At 61.5% G+C, this 23,191-nt stretch carries 23 protein-coding genes; 13 read left to right on the top strand and 10 right to left on the bottom strand.

Translation table 11 applies throughout. The features are described 5' to 3' along the window. Positions 1-136 precede the first annotated feature (136 nt). The 5 genes from mpl (at position 137) to DA373_RS09240 (ending at position 4,647) form a co-directional block, all read left to right on the top strand. Positions 137-1,495 carry a UDP-N-acetylmuramate:L-alanyl-gamma-D-glutamyl-meso-diaminopimelate ligase gene (mpl, locus tag DA373_RS09260; protein ID WP_107852033.1) on the top strand — a complete coding sequence of 453 codons (1,359 nt, stop codon included), beginning with the start codon at positions 137-139 and terminating at the stop codon, positions 1,493-1,495. Next, positions 1,488-2,114: a flavin prenyltransferase UbiX gene (locus tag DA373_RS09255; RefSeq protein WP_107852032.1), complete on the top strand. Its 627-nt coding sequence runs from the start codon at positions 1,488-1,490 to the stop codon at positions 2,112-2,114. Before mpl ends, DA373_RS09255 begins: the two co-directional genes overlap by 8 nt. Positions 2,115-2,344: 230 nt before the next feature. Beyond that, a complete protein-coding gene (gene hpt, locus DA373_RS09250) occupies positions 2,345-2,875 on the top strand; it encodes a hypoxanthine phosphoribosyltransferase (protein ID WP_107852031.1) in 531 nt (176 codons plus the stop codon). 81 nt (positions 2,876-2,956) lie between these two features. Then, positions 2,957-3,877, top strand: coding sequence for an ABC transporter ATP-binding protein (locus DA373_RS09245; RefSeq protein WP_107852030.1), 921 nt, complete (start codon positions 2,957-2,959; stop codon positions 3,875-3,877). Then, positions 3,874-4,647 carry an ABC transporter permease gene (locus tag DA373_RS09240; RefSeq protein WP_107852029.1) on the top strand — a complete coding sequence of 258 codons (774 nt, stop codon included), beginning with the start codon at positions 3,874-3,876 and terminating at the stop codon, positions 4,645-4,647. Before DA373_RS09245 ends, DA373_RS09240 begins: the two co-directional genes overlap by 4 nt. 199 nt (positions 4,648-4,846) lie before the next feature. Here the strand turns inward: DA373_RS09240 and panD are convergent, their stop codons facing one another. The 7 genes from panD to dksA form a co-directional block, all read right to left on the bottom strand. After that, positions 4,847-5,233 (bottom strand): aspartate 1-decarboxylase, encoded by a 387-nt coding sequence (panD, locus tag DA373_RS09235; protein WP_425435404.1) that lies wholly within the window; start codon positions 5,231-5,233, stop codon positions 4,847-4,849. A 134-nt stretch (positions 5,234-5,367) separates the two neighbouring features. After that, positions 5,368-6,213, bottom strand: coding sequence for a pantoate--beta-alanine ligase (panC, locus tag DA373_RS09230; RefSeq protein ID WP_107852028.1), 846 nt, complete (start codon positions 6,211-6,213; stop codon positions 5,368-5,370). A gap of 9 nt (positions 6,214-6,222) precedes the next feature. Then, positions 6,223-7,017 (bottom strand): 3-methyl-2-oxobutanoate hydroxymethyltransferase, encoded by a 795-nt coding sequence (gene panB / locus DA373_RS09225; protein ID WP_107852027.1) that lies wholly within the window; start codon positions 7,015-7,017, stop codon positions 6,223-6,225. 12 nt (positions 7,018-7,029) lie between these two features. Continuing rightward, complete coding sequence (gene folK / locus DA373_RS09220) at positions 7,030-7,518, bottom strand: 2-amino-4-hydroxy-6-hydroxymethyldihydropteridine diphosphokinase (protein WP_107852026.1); 489 nt, start codon at positions 7,516-7,518, stop codon at positions 7,030-7,032. After that, positions 7,515-8,834 carry a polynucleotide adenylyltransferase PcnB gene (gene pcnB, locus DA373_RS09215; protein WP_107852025.1) on the bottom strand — a complete coding sequence of 440 codons (1,320 nt, stop codon included), beginning with the start codon at positions 8,832-8,834 and terminating at the stop codon, positions 7,515-7,517. The genes folK and pcnB overlap by 4 nt, the downstream gene beginning before the upstream one ends. Before the next feature lie 102 nt (positions 8,835-8,936). Next, on the bottom strand, positions 8,937-9,860 hold the full coding sequence (gene gluQRS / locus DA373_RS09210) for a tRNA glutamyl-Q(34) synthetase GluQRS (protein ID WP_107852024.1): 924 nt from the start codon (positions 9,858-9,860) through the stop codon (positions 8,937-8,939). 15 nt (positions 9,861-9,875) lie between these two features. Next, positions 9,876-10,328 (bottom strand): RNA polymerase-binding protein DksA, encoded by a 453-nt coding sequence (dksA, locus tag DA373_RS09205; protein WP_107852023.1) that lies wholly within the window; start codon positions 10,326-10,328, stop codon positions 9,876-9,878. A 286-nt stretch (positions 10,329-10,614) separates the two neighbouring features. Between dksA and sfsA the strand changes: the two genes are divergently transcribed. Beyond that, on the top strand, positions 10,615-11,319 hold the full coding sequence (sfsA, locus tag DA373_RS09200) for a DNA/RNA nuclease SfsA (protein WP_232821240.1): 705 nt from the start codon (positions 10,615-10,617) through the stop codon (positions 11,317-11,319). 208 nt (positions 11,320-11,527) lie between these two features. On the opposite strand, the gene thpR is transcribed toward sfsA, so the two are convergent. Next, positions 11,528-12,049 carry an RNA 2',3'-cyclic phosphodiesterase gene (thpR, locus tag DA373_RS09195; RefSeq protein WP_107852021.1) on the bottom strand — a complete coding sequence of 174 codons (522 nt, stop codon included), beginning with the start codon at positions 12,047-12,049 and terminating at the stop codon, positions 11,528-11,530. 240 nt (positions 12,050-12,289) lie between these two features. On the opposite strand from thpR, the gene hrpB reads away from it, so the two are divergent. From hrpB to DA373_RS09180, 3 genes are all read left to right on the top strand, one after another. Continuing rightward, positions 12,290-14,722, top strand: a complete 2,433-nt coding sequence (hrpB, locus tag DA373_RS09190) for an ATP-dependent helicase HrpB (RefSeq protein WP_107852020.1) — start codon at positions 12,290-12,292, stop codon at positions 14,720-14,722. A 2-nt stretch (positions 14,723-14,724) separates the two neighbouring features. Continuing rightward, positions 14,725-17,055 carry a penicillin-binding protein 1B gene (gene mrcB / locus DA373_RS09185; RefSeq protein ID WP_107852019.1) on the top strand — a complete coding sequence of 777 codons (2,331 nt, stop codon included), beginning with the start codon at positions 14,725-14,727 and terminating at the stop codon, positions 17,053-17,055. Between the two features lie 110 nt (positions 17,056-17,165). Then, the gene (locus DA373_RS09180) at positions 17,166-17,591 is read left to right on the top strand and encodes a VOC family protein (RefSeq protein WP_107852018.1); all 426 of its coding nucleotides are present in this window, start codon (positions 17,166-17,168) and stop codon (positions 17,589-17,591) included. A 143-nt stretch (positions 17,592-17,734) separates the two neighbouring features. Here the strand turns inward: DA373_RS09180 and hemL are convergent, their stop codons facing one another. Continuing rightward, positions 17,735-19,021 (bottom strand): glutamate-1-semialdehyde 2,1-aminomutase, encoded by a 1,287-nt coding sequence (hemL, locus tag DA373_RS09175; RefSeq protein ID WP_107852017.1) that lies wholly within the window; start codon positions 19,019-19,021, stop codon positions 17,735-17,737. Positions 19,022-19,189: 168 nt separating this feature from the next. Between hemL and erpA the strand changes: the two genes are divergently transcribed. The 3 genes from erpA to DA373_RS09160 are packed head-to-tail and all read left to right on the top strand — an operon-like array spanning position 19,190 to position 20,293. Beyond that, the gene (gene erpA, locus DA373_RS09170; protein WP_107852016.1) at positions 19,190-19,534 is read left to right on the top strand and encodes an iron-sulfur cluster insertion protein ErpA; all 345 of its coding nucleotides are present in this window, start codon (positions 19,190-19,192) and stop codon (positions 19,532-19,534) included. A gap of 7 nt (positions 19,535-19,541) precedes the next feature. Next, positions 19,542-19,868, top strand: a complete 327-nt coding sequence (locus tag DA373_RS09165; protein ID WP_107852015.1) for a glutaredoxin family protein — start codon at positions 19,542-19,544, stop codon at positions 19,866-19,868. After that, complete coding sequence (locus tag DA373_RS09160) at positions 19,865-20,293, top strand: HIT domain-containing protein (RefSeq protein WP_107852014.1); 429 nt, start codon at positions 19,865-19,867, stop codon at positions 20,291-20,293. Before DA373_RS09165 ends, DA373_RS09160 begins: the two co-directional genes overlap by 4 nt. A 34-nt stretch (positions 20,294-20,327) precedes the next feature. Here DA373_RS09160 and DA373_RS09155 read toward each other — a convergent pair whose 3' ends face one another. After that, entirely contained in the window at positions 20,328-21,623 is a 1,296-nt protein-coding gene (locus tag DA373_RS09155; protein WP_107852080.1) for a peptidoglycan DD-metalloendopeptidase family protein, read from the bottom strand. Positions 21,624-21,809: 186 nt separating this feature from the next. Between DA373_RS09155 and tyrS the strand changes: the two genes are divergently transcribed. Further along, the gene (gene tyrS, locus DA373_RS09150) at positions 21,810-23,006 is read left to right on the top strand and encodes a tyrosine--tRNA ligase (protein ID WP_107852013.1); all 1,197 of its coding nucleotides are present in this window, start codon (positions 21,810-21,812) and stop codon (positions 23,004-23,006) included. The last annotated feature ends 185 nt before the right edge of the window (positions 23,007-23,191 follow it).

Genomic DNA, 23,191 nt, shown 5'->3' with positions numbered 1-23,191 from the left:
GCATCTGTTATACAAATGGCTGACGGCGATGTGTGGCCTGCATTATAACCGGGCTGTCGCATCAATCACCAGAGCAGTGCCCAAAGAGCCGGCAGGTTGCTAGAATGGCCGCATTTATTCATGCCGAAGGCAGCCTATGCACATTCATATTCTCGGTATCTGTGGCACCTTTATGGGCGGACTGGCGCTGCTGGCCCGCCAGCTTGGCTACCAGGTTACCGGCAGCGACGCCAACGTTTACCCGCCCATGAGCACCCAGCTGGAACAGCAGGGGATCAAACTGATCGAAGGCTATGATCCTTCCCAGCTGGATCCCTGTCCGGATCTGGTGGTGATCGGCAACGCCATGAGCCGGGGCAACCCCTGTGTGGAGGCCGTGCTCAACCGGCGCATTCCCTATACCTCAGGCCCTCAGTGGTTGCTGGAGCATGTATTGCAGGACCGCTGGGTGCTGGCGGTGGCCGGTACTCACGGCAAAACCACCACCTCCGGCATGCTGGCCCATATTCTTGAAGACTGTGGCCTCAGCCCCGGCTTTCTGATCGGCGGTGTACCCGGCAACTTTGAGGTGTCCGCCCGTCTGGGTGAGGCCCCGTTCTTTGTGATCGAGGCGGACGAGTACGACAGCGCCTTTTTCGACAAGCGATCCAAGTTTGTGCACTACCGTCCCAGCACCCTGATCCTCAACAACCTCGAGTTTGATCATGCGGATATCTTTCCCGATCTGGCGGCGATCCAGCGGCAGTTTCATCATCTGCTGCGCATGGTGCCCGGTCATGGCCGGATCCTGATGCCCACTCACACACCGGCGCTGGAACAGGTAAAGGACATGGGCTGCTGGAGCGAGGTGGAATATGTGGGGGAAGGCGGCCTCTGGCGCGCCGAGCTGCTGGCCGCCGACGGCAGCCGCTTTGCGGTCTGGCTCGACGGTGAGCGGGCAGGGGAGGTGCACTGGCCCTGCATGGGGCTGCATAACGTCAACAACGGCCTGATGGCGCTGGCCGCCTCCCGTCATGCCGGGGTGCCGGTGGCGGACGGCATCGCCGCCCTGTGCGGCTTTGTACCGCCCAAACGGCGCATGGAGCAAAAGGGCGAGGTGGCCGGCATTCGCGTGTGGGACGACTTTGCCCATCATCCCACCGCCATTGCCACCACCCTGGCCGGCCTCAGGGCCCGCAGCGAAGGCGCCAGAGTGCTGGCGGTGCTGGAGCCCCGTTCCAACACCATGAAAATGGGCGTACACCAGCAAGAGCTGGCCGAGTCGCTGCAACAGGCCGATGCCACTTACCTGTTTCAGCCGCCGGACCTGGAGTGGGATCTGCAGGCGGTGGCCGGGAGTTGCCCGCAAGGCCGAGTGTTTGACGACCTCAATGCGCTGATTGCCGCCCTGGTGAGCGAGGCCGGGGCCGGTGATGAAATTCTTATCATGAGCAACGGCGGCTTTGGCGGTATTCACGGCAAGCTGCTGGCGGCGCTGGAGGTGGCCCATGGCTGAGTATGCCCGTGAACAACAAATTACCCTGGCCCTGAGCGGCGCTTCAGGGGCCCCTTATGCGCTGGCGCTGCTGCAGTGTCTGGTAAAGGCCGGCATGCAGGTGCACCTGCTGGTGTCCGGTGCCGCCCGGGTGGTGCTGGCCACCGAACAGGGCGAACAGTGGCCGGGCAAGCCGGAACAGCTGGCCGCCTATCTGTGTGAACGCTACGGCGCCGCGCCCGGACAAATTCGCGCCTACGGCAAGGAAGAATGGTTCTCGCCGGTGGCCTCGGGCTCGGGGGCGGCCAGGCGCATGGTGATTTGCCCCTGCTCCATGGGCACGGTGGCCTCCATTGCCAGCGGTGCATCCGACAACCTGATCGAGCGCGCTGCCGACGTGGTGATCAAGGAAAAGGGTCAGTTGATCCTGGTGCCCCGCGAGTCGCCGTTATCGGAGATCCACCTGGAAAATCTGCTCAAACTGGCGCGCATGGGGGTGACCATCATGCCCGCAGCGCCTGGCTTTTATCATCAGCCGAAAACGATCGACGATCTGGTGAACTTTATGGTGGCGCGGATCCTGGATCATCTGGGTGTGGATCAGGATCTGGTCAGCCGCTGGGGCTACGGATCAGAGTGAAGCTAGAAGCCTTGTAGCCGCCGCTTTAGCTGGCGGAAACAGCATGCGATCCGGTCAGAATGGCCTGCGTTGCAGGCCCTGCCGACTAAAGTGGCAGCTACAAATGCCGGTAGCGCAACCGCACTGATGCTTCGCGCTGCGTATCCGCGTTTGTGCACAGGTTTGGGAATTCCGCTAAAATACGGCTTTAATCACAGCCGGGTGTTATTTACCCGAACGGAGCAGTAATAATGAAACACCGAGTGGATGTGCTGATCGGCACCGAAGAGGTCAATGCCAGAACTCAGGCCCTGGGCGAACAGATTAACACCCACTATCAGGGCGTCGACGAAGTGGTCATGGTGGGCTTGCTGCGGGGCTCCTGCATCTTTATGTCCGATCTGTGCCGCCAGCTCACGATGCCGGTGCGGCTCGACTTTATGACCGCCTCCAGCTACGGCAACAGCATGGACAGCAACCGGGATGTGCGCATCCTCAAGGATCTGGACGACGAGATCCACGGCAAGCACGTGCTGATTGTGGAAGACATCATCGACACCGGTTACACCCTGAGCAAGGTGAAGGAAATACTGACCCTGCGCAACCCAGCCTCGCTCACCATCTGCACCCTGCTCGACAAGCCCGAGCGGCGTGAGGTGCAGGTGCCGGTAGACTGGGTGGGCTTTACCATTCCCGACGAATTCGTGGTAGGTTACGGCATCGACTATGCCCAGCTGTACCGCAACCTGCCCTATATCGGCAAGGTGGTGCCGCTGGAGTAAGATTCCCGCTGTTTTATTATCATTATTTCTCTTCATATGCCTGGTCCCTGCCCAGGCATATGTTTTTCATTGGGAGCACACATGACCAAAGCACTGGAGATCGCCGGGCTGCGTAAAACCTACGCCGGCGGCGTGGAAGCGCTCAAGGGCATTGATCTCGGCGTGGAGGCGGGGGACTTCTACGCCCTGCTCGGCCCCAACGGCGCCGGCAAGTCCACCACCATAGGTATTATTTCTTCACTGGTAAACAAGAGCGGCGGCTCTGTTCGCGTGTTTGGCCACGACATCGATACCGAGCTGGAGCAGGCCAAGTCCTGCATCGGCCTGGTGCCCCAGGAGTTCAACTTCAACCAGTTTGAAAAGGTACGGCAAATCGTGGTCAACCAGGCTGGTCTCTACGGGGTGGAGCGCAAGGAAGCGCTGGTGCGGGCCGAGCGTTACCTCAAGCAACTGGATTTGTGGGACAAGCGGGATCTGCCGGCGCGCACCCTGTCCGGCGGCATGAAACGCCGGCTGATGATCGCCCGTGCCCTGATGCACCAGCCCAAACTGCTGATCCTGGATGAGCCCACTGCCGGGGTGGATATTGAAATTCGCCGGGCCATGTGGGACTTCCTCAAGGAAATCAACCGCCAGGGCATCACCATCATCCTTACCACCCATTATCTGGAAGAGGCCGAGATGCTGTGCCGCCATATCGGCATCATCGACAAGGGCCGGCTGGTGGAAAACACCACCATGAAGGGGTTGCTGGGCAAGCTCAATGTGGAAACCTTTATTCTCGATCTGGCCGCCGACTGCCGGGAGCCCTTTCTGTCGGGCTTTAACTGGCAGATGGTGGACGACCACACCCTGGAAGTGGAAGTGAAAAAGGAGCAGGGGCTCAATGGCGTGTTTGACCAGCTCAACGAGCAGGGCATTCGCGTGCTGAGCATGCGCAACAAAGCCAACCGGCTGGAAGAATTGTTCGTGACACTGGTGGAGCAGGGGAGAAAAGCATGAGCGCCAGACAGTATTACATCGCCTTTAAAAGCATACTGCACCGGGAAATCGTGCGTTTTACCCGTATCTGGGTGCAGACCCTGGTGCCGCCGGCCATTACCATGACCCTGTATTTCGTAATATTCGGCAACCTGATCGGCAGCCGTATCGGCGAGATGGGCGGTTATTCCTACATGGCCTTTATCGTGCCCGGCCTTATCATGATGTCGGTGATCACCAACTCCTATTCTAACGTGGCCTCGTCGTTTTTCAGCAGCAAGTTTCAGCGCAACGTGGAAGAGCTGCTGGTGGCGCCGGTGCCCACCTATGTGATCATCGCCGGCTATGTGGGCGGTGGCGTGGTGCGCGGCCTGCTGGTGGGGCTGATCGTCAGCCTGGTGTCGCTGTTTTTCGTCGATCTGCAGGTGAGTCACCTGTTCAGCGTGGTGGTCACCGTGTTCCTCACCGCCGTGCTGTTTTCCCTGGCCGGGCTGCTCAACGCCATTTTTGCCCGCACCTTTGACGACATCAGCATTATTCCCACCTTTGTGCTGACCCCGCTTACCTACCTGGGGGGCGTGTTTTACTCCATCGAGCTGCTGCCCGGCTTCTGGCAGGGGGTGTCCCATGCCAACCCGGTGCTCTATATGGTGAACGCCTTTCGCTACGGCTTTCTGGGCATCACCGACGTGCCCCTGACCGTGGCTTACGGCATTATTCTGTGCTTTATCGCCGCCTTCTACACTGCCGCCTGGTACCTGATCCACACCGGCCGCGGCCTGCGGCATTGAGTAAGAGCCTTCTGATGGCGGTATTCTGTAGCTGCCACTTTAGTTGGCAGGGCCTGTGTAACAGGCCATTAATACACAGTCGCCTTCAGGTTTGCGCCAGCTAAAGCGGCGCCTACAGGCCGATTGATATAAACCGTTGTAAGTAAAAAAGGCAGCCAGTTGGCTGCCTTTTGTTGTTTACTGCGGTGAAAGCCGGCGATCAGGCCAGTTGCAGCGGAATGTTCTTGCTGGTGCGCACTATGTTGTTATCGGCGTCCAGATAGACCAGGTTCGGGTCGTAGGACTCGATCTGCTGCTCGCTCATGGGCGCATAGGCGCAGATGATGATGCGATCACCCACGGCGGCCTTGCGGGCGGCGGCGCCGTTCAGGGAGATCATTTTCGAGCCCCGCTCGCCGGAAATGGCGTAGGTGTGAAAACGCTCGCCGTTCTCGATGTTATAAATGTCGATCTGCTCGTATTCACGAATGTTCACCGCGTCCAGCAGATCCTGGTCGATGGCGCAGGAGCCTTCGTAGTTGAGCTCGGCGTGAGTTACCCGGGCCTGGTGCAGCTTGCCCCTGAGCATGATGCGTTGCATGTCCATGTTCACTTGTCTCCGTTGTTACCGCCTTGGAGGCGTAAAGGGCGGGATGAACGGGCTCATATGGCCAGGGTGCTGACGCTGGAGCCCGGGACGGGAAATTCCCGCCGGCTATCCTGCCAAAAAACAGTGGTGATCTAAAGTGTCACCACCTGGTTGTCGATCAGTCTGGCCTTGCCCAGAAAGGCGGCCATTAGAATCACCACCGCCCGGCTTTCTCCGGTAAGCCCGGTCAGGGTGTCGGCATCCACCATGTCGATGCCGTCGGTGCGAAAGCCGGCCTGATCCAGCCGGGCACGGCCATCGGCGGCCAGTTGTGCCAGATCCCGTTCGCCGGCGGCCAGCCGCTGTGCCAGCCAGTTCATGGTGGCGGCCAGTTCCGGCGCCAGGGCCCGTTCGGCTTCGGTCAGATAACCGTTACGGGAGCTCAGCGCCAGGCCGTCCTCGGCGCGCACGGTAGGCACGCCGATAATCTCCACCGGCAGGTTCAGATCGACGGTCATTTTACGGATCAGCGCCAGCTGCTGGTAGTCCTTTTCGCCAAAGCAGGCCAGGTCGGGCTGTACCAGATTGAACAGTTTGCACACCACAGTGCTCACACCGTCGAAGTGGCCCGGGCGCAGGGCGCCTTCCAGTACTTCCGACACTCCGGGCACGCTGACCTTGGTCTGCTGCTGCTGACCGTTGGGGTACATCAGATCCGGGGTGGGGGTAAATACCAGCTCCGCCAGTTCTCCAAGACGCTCGCAATCCTGCTCCAGGGTGCGCGGGTAGGCGTCCAGATCGGCGGCCCGGTCGAACTGCAGGGGGTTGACGAAAATGCTCACCACCACCCGGTCGGCTGTTTCACGGGCCCGGCGCACCAGCTCCAGATGACCGTTGTGCAGGTTGCCCATGGTGGGCACAAAGCCGATGCGCAGGCCGGCGCGGCGCCATTCGGTAATGGTGGCTCTCAGCGGTTCAATGGTGCTGACCAGTTGCATGGCAATTCCTCAGTTAAAGCTGTGCTCGGGGCCGGGAAAACGGCCCTCGGCCACTTCGGCCACATAGGTCTCGATAGCGGCCTTTACATTGCCGCTGTCGGCCAGAAAGTTCTTGGTGAATTTGGGCACATAACCGGAGGTCAGGCCCAGGGCGTCCTGCATCACCAGCACCTGACCATCGGTATCGGCGCCGGCGCCGATGCCAATCACCGGAATCGACAGCATGCGGCTGATGTCGGCGGCAAGCGGGCTGGGCACACATTCCAGCACCAGCAGCTGAATGCCGGCCGCTTCCAGCGCCCTGGCGTGATGCTTGATCTGCTCGGCCTGGTCGGCTTCGCGGCCCTGCAGCTTGAAACCGCCGAACACATGCACCGACTGGGGGGTCAGGCCCAGATGGCCGCATACCGGCACGCCCTGGCGGGTGAGTTGCTGCACTGTGTCGGTCAGCCAGTCGCCCCCTTCCAGCTTCACCATATGAGCGCCGGCGCGCATCAGGGCGGCGGCATTGGCGCAGGCCTGCTCGGGAGTGCTATAGCTCATAAAGGGCATATCGGCGACGATGAATGCTTTTTCGCAGCCATTGGCGACGCAAAGGGTGTGATAGGCTATATTGTCCACGGTCACCCCCAGGGTGCTGCTTTCACCCTGCAGCACCATACCGAGGGAGTCGCCAATCAGAATGGCGTGCACGCCGGCCTGTTCAAACAGGGTGGCAAAGGTGGCGTCGTAGGCGGTGATCATGGCGATCTTTTCTCCGGCCTGCTTCATGGCCTGCAGCCGGGCGGTGGTGATTTTGCTCATTATGGTTTCCTGTTACTGCTCGGGCAGCGGGGTCATGCCGTTAAGAGGGCACTGTTGCAGCAGGGAGGAGAGAGGTGTGCCGCAGGGTAAAATCAGGCCGGGGGCCAGATCCGCCAGCGGGTAAAGTACGAATTCCCGTTGCTTCATGCCGTAGTGGGGCACGGTCAGGCGCTCGTCGTCGATACGCTGCTCACCATAGAGCAGCAGGTCGAGATCGAGCGCCCGGGGGCCCCAGCGTTCGTCCTTGCGCACCCGGCCTTCCTGCTGCTCGATGCCTTGCAGGGCATCGAGCAGGGCGTGAGGGGCCAGCTGAGTGTCAAATACCGAGACACCGTTGATGTAGTCGGGCTGATCGGCCGGACCCATCGGCTTGCTGCTGTACAGCGGCGAGTGACGCAGGCTGCCGGGCTCGGCCAGCGCCTGCAGGGCCTGCTGGGCGGCGCGAATGCGCGCCAGGGGGGCATTCAGATTGGCACCCAGGGCGACGTAAACGGTGGTCACGACTCTTTTCTCCGGCGCGGCCGGCGGCGAGGACGCTTGCGTTTGCGCTCGCCACCTTCGTTATTGCCGTTGTCCCGCTGACTGTTGCGGCTCAGCTGCTGACGGTCTACCGGATTGGCCTGCTGGAATTCGGTCCACCAGTCGGCCAGCTCCTTCAGACGCGGATCCAGCTCGGCCCGCAGCAGCAGAAAGTCGTAGCCGGCGCGGAACTTGGGGTGCTCCAGCAAACGGAACGGGCGCTTGCCGGCACGCTTGGTGAGCCGGTCCTGCAGTTGCCAGATATCGCGCACTACGGTGCTGAAGCGGCGCGGAATGGCCACGCTTTTTACCTGGCGGCCAATCACGTCGTCGGCGGCCAGCATAAAGGCGTCGTGATAACCCAGACCACCCTCGTTAACGAATTCCTGAGTGCGGGTTTCCACCGGGCCCCACAGCAGCGCAGCGTAGAGGAAGGCGGGGGTGACTCGCAGATCCTGGGCGATGCGTTCGTCGGTGTTGGCCAGGGCCAGCTCGATAAAGCGGCCGTAACGGTTGTTGCCCCGGCCCATGACTTCGGCGGCTTCCGGAAACAGCGGCGCAAACAGGCCGTAGTGTTGCAGCTGGCGGTAGGTTTCCACGCCCTGTCCGGCCAGCAGCAGCTTGAGGGTTTCCTCAAACAGCCGGGCCGGGGGAATATCGGCCAGCAGCGGGGCCAGCTCCTTGATCGGGGCCTCGGTGCGCGGGCTGATGGACAGTCCCAGCTTGGCGGAGAAACGCACTGCCCGCAGCATGCGCACCGGATCTTCCCGGTAGCGGGTTTCGGGGTCGCCAATCAGCTCCAGCCGGCGGGCTTCCAGATCCGCCAGGCCGCCGGCAAAGCCGTGCACGGTAAAGTCGGCAATGTTGTAGTAGAGGGCGTTGACGGTGAAGTCGCGGCGCTCGGCATCTTCCTCTATGGTGCCGTAGACATTGTCGCGCAGCAGCATGCCTTCCTTGGAGCGGGCGGAGATGTGCTTGCTGGTGTCAACGCTGTGATGATGGCCGCGCAGGGTGGCCACTTCGATCACGTCGCGGCCAAACAGCACATGGGCCAGGCGAAAGCGGCGTCCCACCAGCCGGCAGTTGCTGAACAGCCCCTTGACCTGTTCGGGCGTGGCATTGGTGGCCACGTCAAAGTCCTTGGGCTGGCGCCCCAGCAGCAGGTCGCGCACGCCACCGCCCACCAGGTAGGCGTCAAAGCCAGCCTTGTTCAGGCGATAGAGCACCTTGAGGGCGTTTTCACTGATTTGTCGGCGCGAAATACCGTGCTGGTCGCGCGTCAGTACCACGGGTTGCAAGGGCAACGCCTCCTGTTGTCGGGTCAGCAGCTTTTTACAAAAGCCGGCAATCTGGGAAAAAATGGGACACCTCGCGGGGCTCGGGGTTGAAAAATCGGCGCACTATGATAGCGCAGGGCGCTGAAAATGCGAACTGTCGGCGCACTTCAGCTCGATGTGTGGCCCTTTTGGCACTCGTTCCAGCCGCCAGTGGGGCACTGCCCAGGCCAGCAGCTCGGCCGCACCGGCGCCAAACAGTGCCGCCGGCGGTTGCTGGCCGAGAAAGGCCAGCGCCTGCCACAGGGCGGGGCCCGGCGCCCGCTTGTCCAGCGGTGGTGCATGGTTCTGTTTCGACAGCTTGTGACCAGCGTGCACCGCCAGCGGCAGGTGCAGCCAGCCGGGTTCGGGGGCGTTCAGCAGCCGGTAAAGGGCAATCTGGCGCACCGTGGGTTCCAGCAGATCGGCACCGCGCACCACTTCTGTGATGCCGGCGTCCATGTCGTCGATCACCACCGCCAGGTTGTAGGCGTAGAGGCCATCGCGCCGGCGTACGATAAAATCCTCTTCCGAAAGCCGCTCGGCGACACTCACGTCACCCTGCAAGTGATCATGAAAACGATACACGGGCGTGGTCATTTTCAGGCGCACGGCGGCATTGTGGGCCGGCAGTCCCAGCTCGCGGCAGTGTCCGCTATAGAGGCCGCCTGTGGCGGCAATCTGCTTGCGGGTGCAGTGACAGTGGTAGGTCAGGCCCCGGTCTGCCCAGTCGTCCAGTATTTCCTGATAACGGCCGTGACGACGGCTCTGATACACCAGCTCGCCGTCCCAGTGCAGGCCAAAGACCTCCAGAGTACGCAGTATGTCATCTGCCGCTCCCGGTACTTCCCGGGGCGGATCCAGATCTTCCATGCGCACCAGCCAGCGCCCCGCCAGGCTGCGTGCCTGCAGGTAGCTGCCAAGGGCGGCGACAAGGGAGCCGAAATGAAGGGGACCGCTGGGAGAGGGAGCAAAGCGCCCTGTGTAGCGGTCGGGCGCAGTGGTGTTCATGGCGTAACGGGCCGGTCAGTAACCGGCCATCTGCTTTTCCTTGATCTCGGCCAGGGTCTTGCAGTCTATGCACAGATCGGCAGTGGGGCGGGCTTCAAGACGGCGAATGCCGATTTCCACGCCACAGTGCTCGCAAAAGCCGAAGTCGTCGTCCTCGATTTTCTGCAGGGTCTTTTCAATTTTCTTGATCAGCTTGCGTTCCCGGTCCCGGGCGCGCAGCTCAAGGGCGAACTCTTCTTCCTGGGCGGCTCTGTCTACCGGATCCGGGAAGTTGGCGGCCTCGTCCTTCATGTGGCCCACGGTACGATCCACTTCTTCGCGCAATTGATTGCGCCAGGCACCCAGAATTTTGCGGAAGTGCGTTTTCTGCGCTTCGTTCATGTATTCTTCATCGGGCTTGGCCTGGTAGGGCTCAACACCGGCAATGGCCAGAATACCGAGAGATTTTTTGGTTTCGATTGCTGGCATTCCGTATCTCCTAAAAAGCAAATATTGCGCCAACCTAATTTGAGAAGCGGCTATCTATAGCAGAAAGCGCATTGGCAACGCAATTTTACCGTGCCGTTTCTGCGAAAGTGGTTGCTGAACGGCATTGGCCGGTCGAACCACGACCATCACTCAATAGAACCCATGATTCATGTTGGTGAGTCCACCAGATGGGGGCGGTGCGGCCTCTTTTCAAGTCTGGAGCTCAGGCTATTGCTACGGTTACCATTTCACGTCTCACATCATTCCCACAACTATAGGTATTATTTTGCGTTTTTTCTCAGCCCTGGGCCGCGGGCGACTGATCCAGCGTTACAAACGCTTTCTGGCCGACATCATCGTCGACGATCAAACACTGACGCTGCATTGCCCCAATACCGGCCGCATGACCGGCTGCGCCGAGCCGGGCTGGGCGGTGTATTACTCCACGTCCGACAATCCCAAACGAAAGTATGCCCACACCTGGGAGCTGAGCCGGGATGACGCCGGACACTTTATCTGTGTCAACACGACCCGGGCCAACCAGCTGGTGGCCGAGGCGCTGAGTGAGCAGCGCATACCGGCGCTGGCCGGCTATGAACAAGTGCGTGCCGAAGTACGCTACGGCGCCGAGAACAGCCGTATCGATTTTCTGCTGAGCGGCACCGGCCGGCCCGACTGTTATGTGGAGGTGAAAAGCGTGACCCTGCACGAAGGGGAAGGACAGGGCTTTTTTCCCGATACCCAGAGCGTGCGGGCACAGAAGCATGTGCGCGAGCTGATGGAATGCGCCCAGGCCGGGCACAGAGCCGTCATGCTGTTTTGCGTGTTGCACACCGGCATTGAACGGGTCAGCCCCGCCGAACATCTGGATTCAAAATATGCCGCTCTGGTGCGTGAGGCCGTGGCCGCCGGTGTGGAATGCCTGGCCTGGAAGGCGGACATCTCCCCCAAGGGCATGACCCTGACCGAACCGGTATCGGTGAAGGTTTAAACAACGAGGTGCCGTTGAAAGCCGCCTGCGGGATCGGTGTCGTGCAGCGATAACCGGGTTGCCTCCTTCGACACGCTTCGAGCCCTTCCTTGGGACGCTCGGCACATGCCATCCCTGGCATGTGACGGTCGAATACGGCAATCCCGGTTATCACCGCAAGTCAACCCGGCGCTGTTTGTGTAGTTATCCATTCCCTAATCCCCAGTCCCTATTCCCTCTTCAGCTCCCAGCGCTTGAGGCAGTGGTACTCCGGACCCTGGTCGGTGAGGGTGGAGCGGTATAGGCACAGGGACTGAGGTCGGTAAGGAAGGGGGGCGATGGCGGGCAGAACATCGGTTTTGCAATGGCGAAACAGGGTGATGTGGGGGCGGTAGGCCCTGTGGGGCTTGCCCACACCAAGGGCTCGGCATTTCAGCTCCACGGTGTCGGCCAGCGTCATCAGCGCAGCTGGCGGTGTGCTCGGTCCCAGCCATACTACCCCGGCCCGGGAAAAGCAGCCCAGCCGGTCCAGCGTCAGTTCAAAGCCGGGCAGGGGCAGGCGGTTCAGTTGTTCGAGCAAGGAGGCCTGCTGTTCCGGGCTGCACTGGCCAAGAAAGTGCAGGGTCAGGTGCAGCTGCTCCGGCGGAATGCGCCGGCCGGACAAATCCAGCCGCTGCTGCAGTGTTTTCAGTGGTAAGGCCAGCTCCTCGGCGGGAAACGCCAGAAACAGCCGGTTGTCATCGCTTGCCATTTATATCCTCCTTGCCCGGCTTTTGCCAAAGCGGCAGTAGCAGGGATTACCGCATTCACCGTCAAATGCCAGGGACGGCATTTGCCGAGCGCCACATGGATGTGCTTGTAGCGTGTGAATGTAAGGTAACCCTGTTGCTGCAGCGTTCCTGGCCTGTGCCATGGCAGCCGCATTAGTCTCATAGTCCTTTGCATGGGCTTTTGGCACAATATAGCGGTTTAAAGCCAGCCGAGTAACAGTGTGAATCAGCTACCCATCACAGAGGCCCTGCCCCGCCTGCAACAGGCGCTGGCGGCCAGTCAGATCATCATCGAGGCGCCTCCCGGCGCCGGCAAGTCCACCTGGCTGCCGCTGTGGCTGCTGCAACAGCCGGCCATTGACGGCCGCATTATTATGCTGGAACCACGCCGGCTGGCGGCCCGCAGCATCGCCCAGTATCTGGCCAGCCAGCTGGGTGAGCAGCCCGGCCAGACGGTGGGCTACCGTACGCGTGGCGAAAGCCGCAGCGGCAAACAGACCCGGCTGGAGGTGGTCACCGAAGGGGTGCTGACCCGTATGTTGCAGGCGGATCCCGAGCTGAACGGCGTGTCGTTACTCATTTTTGACGAGTTCCACGAGCGCAGTCTGCAGGCGGATCTGGCCCTGGCCTTTGCCCTGGAATGCCAGGCGCTGCGCGATGATCTCAAAATCATGGTGATGTCGGCCACCTTGGAGGGCCTGGCGCTGGACGCCCTGCTGCCCGGTGCCGAGCTGGTGGTGAGTCAGGGCCGCAGCTTTCCCGTTGAACTGGAATATCGCCCCCGCAACCAGCACAGCCCTCTGGAGGAAAATCTGGGCCGGGCGGTGCTCGATGCCCTTGACCGTGAGCCGGGCAGCCTGCTGGCGTTTTTGCCCGGCGAGCGGGAAATACGCCGGTCCGAAGAGTGGCTGAGGGAGCGGTTGCCCGGCGAAGTGGAACTCAGGCCGCTTTATGGCCGTCTTTCCCTTGCCGAGCAACAGGCGGCCATCGCCCCGGCGGCCGAAGGCCGGCGCAAGGTGGTGCTGGCCACCAATGTGGCGGAAACCTCGCTCACCATTGAAGGCATTCGCATGGTGGTGGACTCGGGGCTGGAACGTCAGGCCCGCTTTGACCCCGAGGCCGGCCTGACCCAGCTGCAAAGCCGGCTGATTGGTCAGGCCTCGGCCACCCAGCGGGCCGGCCGGGCCGGGCGACTGCAGCCGGGCATCTGCATTCGCTTGTGGAGCAGAGAGCAGCAGGAGCGGCTGGCACCGCGCCGGCCGGCGGAAATTGAACTGAGTGATCTGGCCGGTTTTGTACTGGAGTGCGCCGCATGGGGCGCCGAGCCCGAGCAGTTGCCGCTGCTGACGCCGCCGCCGGCCCCCTTGCTGGCGGCGGCCCGGGCCCGACTGGCGGCGCTGGGGCTGCTGGCTGGTAATCAGCTCACTCCTCTGGGCCGCCGGGTCTGGCAGCTGGGCACCGAGCCCTGGCTGGGACAGCTGCTGCTGACCGCTCTTGAATGGCAGCAACAGGGCCACGATGGCGCCCTGGCCGACGCGGCCTGGCTGCTGGCGCTGCTGGAAGAAAGCCGTCCCGGCGACGGGCCGCTGTCGGGCCAGCTGCTGGCGGCGAGAGGGCGGCTGAAAACCGCCGCCCGGCGCTGGTTTGAGCGGGCCGGCCAGCCCATGGCCGATCCGGTGGGCACCTATGTGGGCCCCCTGCTGGCCAACGCCAGGCCCGAGTGGGTAGGTCAGCTGCGCAAGGGGAGACGCTATGGCCTGGCCGGTGGCCTCAGCGCCGATCTGCCCGAGGGCAGCCCGCTCACCGGCAAGGACTGGCTGGCGGTGGCGGCTCTCGGGCGGGGCGATCGGGGTGTGTTTGTGCAGGCCGCCGAGCCAGTGACGCTGGCGCAGTTGCAGCGCTTTGTGCCGAAACGCTTCAGTGAGCGGGAACAACTGGAGTGGGACGGCGATGCCAACCGGGTTCGGGCCGAGCGCCACTGGTGTTTTGGCAAGCTGGTGCTCAGGCGTACGCCACTGGATTCGGTCAGCCCCGAGCAAAAGGCCCTGTGCCTGTTGCAGGAGCTGCAAAAACGGGGCTGGGCCGCCTTGCCCCTGAATGAAAAGGCCCGGCAAACCTGGTTACGAATGACACTGGCCGGACAAAAACTGGCCGACAAAGGCTTTGCGGAATGTGATGAAGCCACCTGGCTGGCCGAAGCGGAGCACTGGCTGCTGCCCCATCTGCACGGGCTCGGGCGCTGGGACGATCTGACCAGGCTCGACTGGCATGGCATTTTACTGAGCCGGCTGGACTGGTCACAACGGCAATTGCTGGATACTCTGCTACCCGGACACCTTGAACTGGCCACTGGCACTCAGGCCGCCATTCGCTACCGTGAAGCAGAGGATCCGGTACTGCCGGTAAAGCTGCAGGAAATGTTTGGTCAGCCCGGCTCACCGCTGCTGGCCGAGGGCCGGGTTCCCCTGGTGCTCGAGCTGTTGTCGCCGGCGCGCCGGCCGCTGCAGCTGACCCGGGATCTGGCTGCTTTCTGGGCAGGAGCCTATCAGGAAGTGAAAAAGGAAATGCGCGGACGCTACCCCAAACACCCGTGGCCCGATGATCCCGCCAATACGGCGCCGACCCGGCACACCAAAAAATACATGAAGCACTGATTATGGCAAAAAAGACAACCCGCAAGACCCGTAAAAAACCGGTGAAAAAGCAGCGCCGGTTTGGCTGGGGACTGATGCTTAAACTGGCCCTGGTGGGTGCCGTGCTGATGGGCATTTTCGGCATCTATCTGGACAGCCAGGTGCGCACCCGCTTTGAAGGGCAGAAATGGGCGCTGCCGGCGCTGGTTTACAGCCGGCCACTGGAACTGTTTCCGGGGCAGAAGCTGTCTCACGCCCAGATGCTGCGCGAGCTGCAGCTGCTCAACTACCGCAAGGTGGCCAGCCCGTCCCGGCCCGGCGAGTATGCGGTCAGCAACAACCGCATCGAGATCCACCGCCGGCCGTTCAACTTTGCCGATGGCGCCGAGCAGTCCCGCACCCTGTTGCTGAGCTTTGACGGCCAGCGCCTGAGCCGCATGCAGAACCCGGACAACGGCCGGGAGCTGGGCTATGCGCGCATGGATCCGGTGCTGCTCGACCGGCTCAACGTGGATGAACGGGAAGACCGGCTGCTGGTGCGGCTGGATCAGGTTCCCGAGCTGCTGGTGCAGGCGCTGATCACGGTGGAAGACAGAGACTTCTACCAGCACGACGGCGTATCGCCGCTGGCGATACTGCGCGCCCTGGTGGTCAACATCAAGGCCGGACGTACGGTGCAAGGGGGGAGCACCCTGACCCAGCAGCTGGCCAAGAACTTCTTTCTGACTCAGGACCGCAGTCTGTGGCGCAAAATCCAGGAAGCCTACATGGCCCTGATCATCGACTTTCGCTACGACAAGGACGAGATCCTCGAAGCCTATCTCAACGAGGTCTATCTGGGCCAGAACGGCGCCAAGGGCGTATACGGCTTTGGCCTGGCCAGTTATTTCTATTTCGGCCTGCCCATCAATGAGCTGAATCCGGATCAGATGGCGCTGCTGGTGGCCCTGGTCAAGGGGCCCTCCTTCTATGATCCCTGGCGCAACAGCGAGCGAGCCCGGGAGCGGCGGGATCTGGTGCTGCGGCTGCTGGCCAACGAGGGCCACATTGATCGCCAGACCTATGAGCGGGCCAGCAGCCGGGATCTGGGGCTGATCGAACGGGGACGCATGGGCTATGGCCGCACCCCGGCCTTTATGGGACTGCTCAAGGACGAGCTGAAAACCCGCTTCGGCGCCGGTTTTCTGAGTCAGAACGGACTGCGTATCTTTACCAGTCTGGATCCCATTGCCCAGCACACCGCCGAGCAGGCGGTGGCCGAGCAGCTCAGGCAGTTGCGCGCCAATACCCGGCGTGAGGATCTGGAAGCCGCCATGGTGGTATCCAACTGGCGCAAGGGCGAGGTCAGCGCCGTGGTGGGCGGGGCCGATCCGGCCTTTGCCGGCTTTAACCGTGCGCTGTCGGCCCGACGGCCCATCGGCTCGCTGATCAAGCCGCCGGTCTACGCACTCGGGCTGGAAAGCGGTTATACCCTGGCTACGCCACTGAAGGATGAGCCGATCACCCTGCGCAGCGAAGGCGGCCAGGTATGGCAGCCCAAGAACTATGATCGTCAGTATCGCGGCAGTGCGCTGCTGGTGGATGCCCTGGCGAAATCCCTGAACGTGCCCACGGTCAACCTGGGCATGGCCGTGGGTCTGGACAAGATTGTTGATGGCCTCAAGCGGCTGGGGGTGGAGCAGCCGGTGCCGCCTTACCCATCCATGCTGCTGGGCACCCTGGAACTGACGCCCCTTGAAGTGAACCAGCTGTATCTGACCCTGGCCAATCAGGGATTGTATCAGCCGCTGACCGCCATTCGTGCCATTCAGGATGAGCAGGGTGAGCTGATTTATCAGCATACCGCTCAGGCTCGGCAGGTGCTTGAGCCGGAAGCCGGTTATCTGGGGCTGTATGCCATGACCCGTACCGTTGCCGGCGGCACCGCCGCCCATCTGGCGGCGCGCTTTCCCAACCGGGTGATGGCGGGCAAGACCGGCACAACCAACGATCTGCGTGATGCCTGGTTTGCCGGCATGGATAACGAGGAGCTGGTCACCACCTGGGTAGGGCGGGACGATAACGGTGTCACCGGACTGACCGGCGCCAGTGGTGCGTTGCGGGTTTACAGCCGGTATCTGGATGGCCGGGGAGTGGACTCTCTGGAGCTGAACCCGCCGGCGGGCATCGACAGGGTGAACTTTGCCATCACTGACGGGCAGCCTGCCGATCCTCGCTGTGAGCAGACCCGGCTGTTGCCGGCACGAACCGGAGGCCTGCCACCCATGCGTGGCTGTCAGCCGTCGATGCCCGAGCTGCCAAGTGGTGAGCAGGTCAGCGACTGGCTGCGGGATATCTTTAACTTCGCCCGTTGAGGCCGCAAGGGGGAGCATTTCGCTCCCCCTTGTTTTTGGGCCGCCTTTCTTCAAGCAGGTGAAAGCCGCCGTCTCCGTATATGCTGAATAGAGAGACGGAGGTGACCGCCATGTTTGCTTTTCATCATGTAACCCTGAATGTGCGTAATCTGGACAGTGCCGAGGGGTTTTACCGGGGGCTTGGGTTTGAGCCGGATTACCGCTGGCAGGATGAGCAGGGTGAACTGCAGATCTGTCATTTGCGTCTGGGGCAGGCGCGCCTGGAGCTGTATTGCTTTCGTCCGGCAGACGAGCCTGATCTGGCGGCGCTGCCGCCCTGGGCCCAGGGACACCGGCTGGGGCTAAGGCATTTTGCGTTGCAGGTGGAGGATCTGGATGATGCCCTGAGCAGTCTGCACGGTGCCGGACTGCTGGCCGACAAGCCGTCACCGGTGCCGGGCCAGACCTGTGAACGTTATGTATTTATCATGGATCCGGACGGCAACAGCGTGGAGCTGCTGGAAGCACCGCTGGTAGAGATACAGCGGCCGGCGTAGGGGGGGAGGAACGAAGCATCAGCAGGGTTACCTACACCGACACGCTGCGAGTACATCCATGTAGCGCTCGGCACATGCCATCCCTGGCATGTGACGGTCGGTTACGGCAATCCCTGCTGTTGCTTCTAAGTGCCGTCCGCTAGTTAGCCTTTGAGCGCAGCAAAGGCCTTGTCGGCGGCGGCCAGGGTGTCGGCAATTTCCTGCTCACCGTGGGCCAGCGACATAAAGCCGGCTTCAAAGGCGCTGGGGGCCAGGTAGACGCCGTGATCCAGCATCAGATGGAAGAAGCGCTTGAAGGCGTCCAGATCGCAGCGGGTGACCTGCTCATAGCTGCTGATGTTTTTCTCCTCGGTAAAGAAGAAACCAAACATGGCGCCTACCCGGTTGGTGGTAAAGGCGATGCCGTGCCTGTCGGCGGCGGCCTGCAGACCGTCAACCAGTTCCTGGGTTTTTTGCTCCAGAGCCTCGTACACGCCTGGCTGGCTGATGGCGTTCAGGGTCGCCAGGCCCGCGGCCATGGCCACCGGGTTGCCGGACAGGGTGCCGGCCTGATACACGGGGCCGGTGGGAGCCAGGTGCTCCATTACGTCACGACGGCCGCCAAAGGCGCCCACCGGCATGCCGCCACCGATGATTTTGCCCAGGGTGGTCAGGTCGGGCTTGACGCCAAAGCGCTGCTGCGCACCGCCCAGAGAAGCGCGGAAACCGCACATCACTTCGTCGAAGATCAGCAGGGCACCGAATTCGTCACAGATGCTGCGCAGCCCTTCCAGAAAACCGGGGGCGGGAGGAATGCAGTTCATGTTGCCGGCCACCGGCTCCACGATGATGCAGGCGATATCCGCCGGGGCGGCCTCAAAGGCGGCGCGCACCGAGTCCAGATCGTTAAAGGTGCAGGTCAGGGTGTGCTTGGCGAAGTCGGCGGGCACGCCCGGGGAATTGGGCTGGCCCAGGGTCAGGGCGCCGGAGCCGGCCTTCACCAGCAGACAGTCGGCATGACCGTGGTAGCAGCCTTCAAACTTCAGAATCTTGTCACGACCGGTAAAGCCCCGGGCCAGACGAATGGCGCTCATGGTGGCTTCGGTACCGGAGTTGACCATGCGCACCTGCTCCATGGAGGGTACCAGCTGGGACACTTTCTCGGCCATGGTCACTTCCACGCCGGTGGGGGCGCCAAAGCTAAGACCGCGGGATACCGCCTCGATAACCGCGTCTTTTACCACGGGCGCATTGTGACCCAGGATCATGGGCCCCCAGGAACCGACGTAATCGATGTAGCTGTTGCCATCCACGTCATACATGCGGGCACCGTCGGCGCGCTCGATAAAACGGGGTGTGCCGCCCACGCCGCTGAAGGCGCGCACCGGTGAGTTGACGCCGCCGGGAATAAAGCGGCGGGCCTGGTTAAAGAGTTCGTCAGACTTGGACATGCACATAATCCTTGGTGTTCATGAGCGTGAAAGGCCGCGCAGGCGGCCGGTGTGGCCCGACTATAACAAAATCCGCTCAGGCCGAGAATCGGCCTGAGTCGCACAATACTTGAACTGATTGGTCGGGTATCGGATAATTTTGCCGACACCGATAATTATGAGGTAGTGATGAGCGAAGCAGTCCCCTTGCCGATCCAGATGAGCGATGCGGCAGCCAACAAGGTAAAAGCCCTGATCGCCGAAGAGGAAAACCCCAATCTCAAGCTGCGGGTATACATTACCGGTGGCGGCTGCTCCGGTTTTCAGTACGGTTTTACCTTTGACGAAAACAGCAACGACGGCGACACCGTGATCGAGAAGAACGGCATCATCATGGTGGTGGACGCCATGAGCCTGCAGTATCTGGTGGGCGGCACCGTTGACTATGTAGAAGGCCTGGAAGGCTCCCGCTTTCTGGTGACCAACCCCAACGCCACCAGCACCTGCGGCTGCGGCTCTTCCTTCAGCATCTGAGGTAGCTATGTCCCTGTTTGACTGGTTTGGCGGCGGCGCGAGCCAGGCCGCCGAGGCGGCCCCGGCGGTGAACAGCCCCGAGCGGCTGGCGCTGTATCAGAAAGAATGGTGCCCCTATTGCCAGCGGGTCAGGGCGGTCGTGGCCGAGCTGGATCTGGAGCTGGCTGAGTACGACACCAATGATCCCGAGCACCTGCAGGCGCTGATGGCCGGCGGTGGTCAGCGCATGGTGCCCTGCCTGCGCATTGAGCAGGACAACGGCGACTATTTCTGGCTGTATGAGTCGGCGGATATCGCCGCTTACCTGCGGCTGCATTTCGGCAAGGATGCATGAGCGGGTTTGTACTGCATGAGCGCCTGGCCGCCGACTGTGTGGTGCTGGGCGATCTGCCGTTAAGCCGGGTACTGCTGGCCAAAGACGGCCGTTATCCCTGGCTTATTCTGGTGCCACGGCGTGCCGGCATTCGTGAAATTCATCATTTGAGCGAGGCCGAGCAGCAGCGGCTGATGGGCGAGTCCTGCGCTCTTGGGCGGCTGATGGAAGACTGCCTGTCGCCCGACAAGCTTAATGTGGCGGCGCTCGGCAACATGGTGCCCCAGCTGCATCTGCATCATGTCGCCCGTTTTAGCACGGACGTTGCCTGGCCCGGTCCCATCTGGGGGCGTTTTGACGCACTGCCTTATGAAAACCCTGAGGCTGAAGCGGCCCGCTGGCGCGAGCGGCTGACCAGCCTGCCGGACTTTGTGTCTGCGGCATAAAACACGGCCCGCCAATGCGGGCCGTTTTGTTTTTCTAGTTTTTTGCCAGCATCACTTCACTCACCCGAGTCAGCTGGGCCAGCAGCTTGCCGGCTCTGGGCTTGAAGCGGGCCAGCTCGGCGGCGGGCAGTCTGGCCGCCTGGGGCAGCTTCACGGTTTTGGGATCCTGGTGCACGCCGTTCACCAGAAACTCGTAATGCAGGTGCGGCCCGGTCACCCGGCCGGTGGCACCCACGGTGCCGATTTGCTGCTCCTGTTTTACCCGCTGGCCTTTTTTCACCGTACGCTCGTGCAGGTGCAGGTATTTGGTGAGATATTTGCCGTCGTGGCGAATAAATACATAGTTGCCGTTAAAACGGTTATAGCCCGACTCTGTCACCACGCCGCTGCCTGCAGCCATCACGGGGGTGCCGGTGCGGGCGGCATAGTCAATGCCCCGGTGCGGCCGTACTTGGCCGGTGACCGGATGCAGCCGGCGCGGATTGAAGTTGGAGCTGATATGGCTGAAGTTCACCGGCGCCCGCAGAAAGCTCTTGCGCATGGCCCGGCCTTCCGGTGAATAGTAGTTGCCGTCGTCATGGCGCACCGCCCGGTAAACCTTGCCCTGATTAACGAACTCGGCGGCCAGAATATCCCCGGTCCCTACACGCAGGCCGTCTTTGTACTGCTCTTCAAACAACACGGTAAAATAATCACCGGCACGAATATCCAGGGCAAAGTCCAGATCCCAGGCAAACATGCCGGCCAGGCTCATAATCTGGCTGGCGCTGAGTCCCGCGGTGGTGCCGGCATTCCAGAAACTGGAGCTGACCTGGCCTTGAGCAAAGCGTTGACGACTTTCCAGTTGAGCGCTGAGAATGCGTCCGGTCAGGCCCTTGGCATGTTGAGTGATCTCCAGCGTGCGGGCGGCATCCAGCGGGTAAAGCAGTCCGCTGAAGTGATTATCTCTGGTAAAGCGAAAGGTCAGCTTATCGCCGGGATGCAGGGTCTGCAACGGCTTTGCCTGCTCCATCTGGCTGATGTCGTGGAGCAGGGCTGAAGGCAGATCAAGGCGGGCGAAAATCAGTGACAGGGCATCACCGGATTTAACTTCTATCACCTGCTCTCGTTCATGTCTGCGATGATCACTGAAAGGAATATTTTCCACGTCCAGTTCAAGGGTTCGCCTTTGACCGATGATTTTGGGCAAGGCGGTGTCTTCAGCTATGTTGCGGCTGGCTACGGCCGGTTCGCTGGGCAACAGCGCCAGCAACACCATGCCCGCACTCAGGGTGGAGATGGCAATGCGGTGGCCGCGGGGCAGTATTCTGAACAGTCTGATAACGGGCATCATGGGCTCTTCCCTGAAAACTGGCAAAAATTCTACAGTCTTTCCAATTTTCGCGCCATTCCAGTAATATGGCTCGTTTCTTAATGATATCGCCTGTGCCACACTTTTTGCCCCATTGCTTGTTCTCTGTTTCGCGGGTATGGAGTGAGTGGTTTGTCAGGCCCACCGAACAGGAGTGAAGTTGTCATGTCCCAGCTGGAAGCGGCGCTGGCGGAAATCAAGCGCGGTGCCGAAGAGATACTGGTTGAAGAAGAGCTGATTGCCAAGCTGAAGGAAGGTCGTCCGCTGCGGGTGAAACTGGGCATGGATCCCACCGCCCCCGATATTCACCTGGGCCACACCGTGATCCTTAACAAGCTGCGCCAGTTCCAGGATCTGGGTCATGAGGTATTGCTGCTGATCGGTGACTTTACCGCTCAGGTGGGGGATCCGTCCGGCAAGAACACCACCCGTCCGCCGCTGACTGCCGAGCAGGTGGCCGAGAACGCCAAAACCTACGCCGAGCAGGCGTTCAAGGTGCTGGACCCGGCAAAAACCCAGATCGTCTACAACTCCAGCTGGCTGGGTGAGCTGGGTGCCACCGGCATGATCCGGCTGGCCTCAAAGCTTACCGTGGCCCGCATGCTGGAGCGGGATGACTTTAAAAAGCGCTATGCCGCCGGCCAGTCCATCGCCATTCACGAATTCATGTACCCGCTGCTGCAGGGCTACGACTCGGTAGCCCTGAAGGCGGATGTGGAGCTGGGCGGAACCGATCAGAAATTCAACCTGCTGATGGGCCGCGAGCTGCAGAAGGATGAAGGCATGTCACCCCAGGTGGTGCTGACCATGCCGCTGCTGGAAGGCCTGGACGGCATCAAGAAGATGTCCAAGTCCGCCGGCAACTACATTGGTGTGGATGAAGCGCCGAACGAGATGTTTGGCAAGATCATGTCGCTGTCCGACGAGCTGATGTGGCGCTACTTCGAGCTGCTGTCGCGCCGCAGTCTGGACGAGCTGGCCGCCCTCAGAGAGGAAGTGGCCAACGGCGCCAACCCGCGCGACACCAAGATCCTGCTGGCAAAGGAAATCATCACCCGCTATCACAGCGAAGCGGCCGCCGAGCAGGCCCATCAGGACTTTGTGCAGCGTTTTCAGAAAAACGCCATTCCCGACGACCTGCCGGAAGTGACCCTGACTGCCGGTGCCGAGGGCATTGGCATTGCCAACCTGCTGAAAGACGCCGGTCTGGTGGCCTCCACTTCGGAAGCCCTGCGCATGATCAAGCAGGGTGCGGTCAAGGTGAACGGCGACAAGCTGGAAGACGGCAAGCTGCAGGTGCAGCCTGGTCAGGCGGTATATCAGGTAGGCAAGCGCAAGTTTGCAAAGGTCACCGTGGCCTGAGCCTGACGCTTGAAGCCAAAAAGGGCAGCTCAAATGAGCTGCCCTTTTTGTTTGAACTGCCCCGTCCTGCTTGATACGTAGGCGCCGCTTTAGCTGGCGCAAATTTGCATATGACTGTGTATTTAAGGCCTGCTGCACAGGCCCTGCCGGCTGAAGCGGCAGCTACAAGGCTTGTTCACCTCACG

Origin of the sequence: Oceanimonas marisflavi (assembly GCF_003049725.1) — a bacterium.
GTDB lineage: Bacteria > Pseudomonadota > Gammaproteobacteria > Enterobacterales > Aeromonadaceae > Oceanimonas > Oceanimonas marisflavi.
Note: the sequence above shows the minus strand (reverse complement) of the source record. Positions and strands in the feature narration are given on the sequence as shown.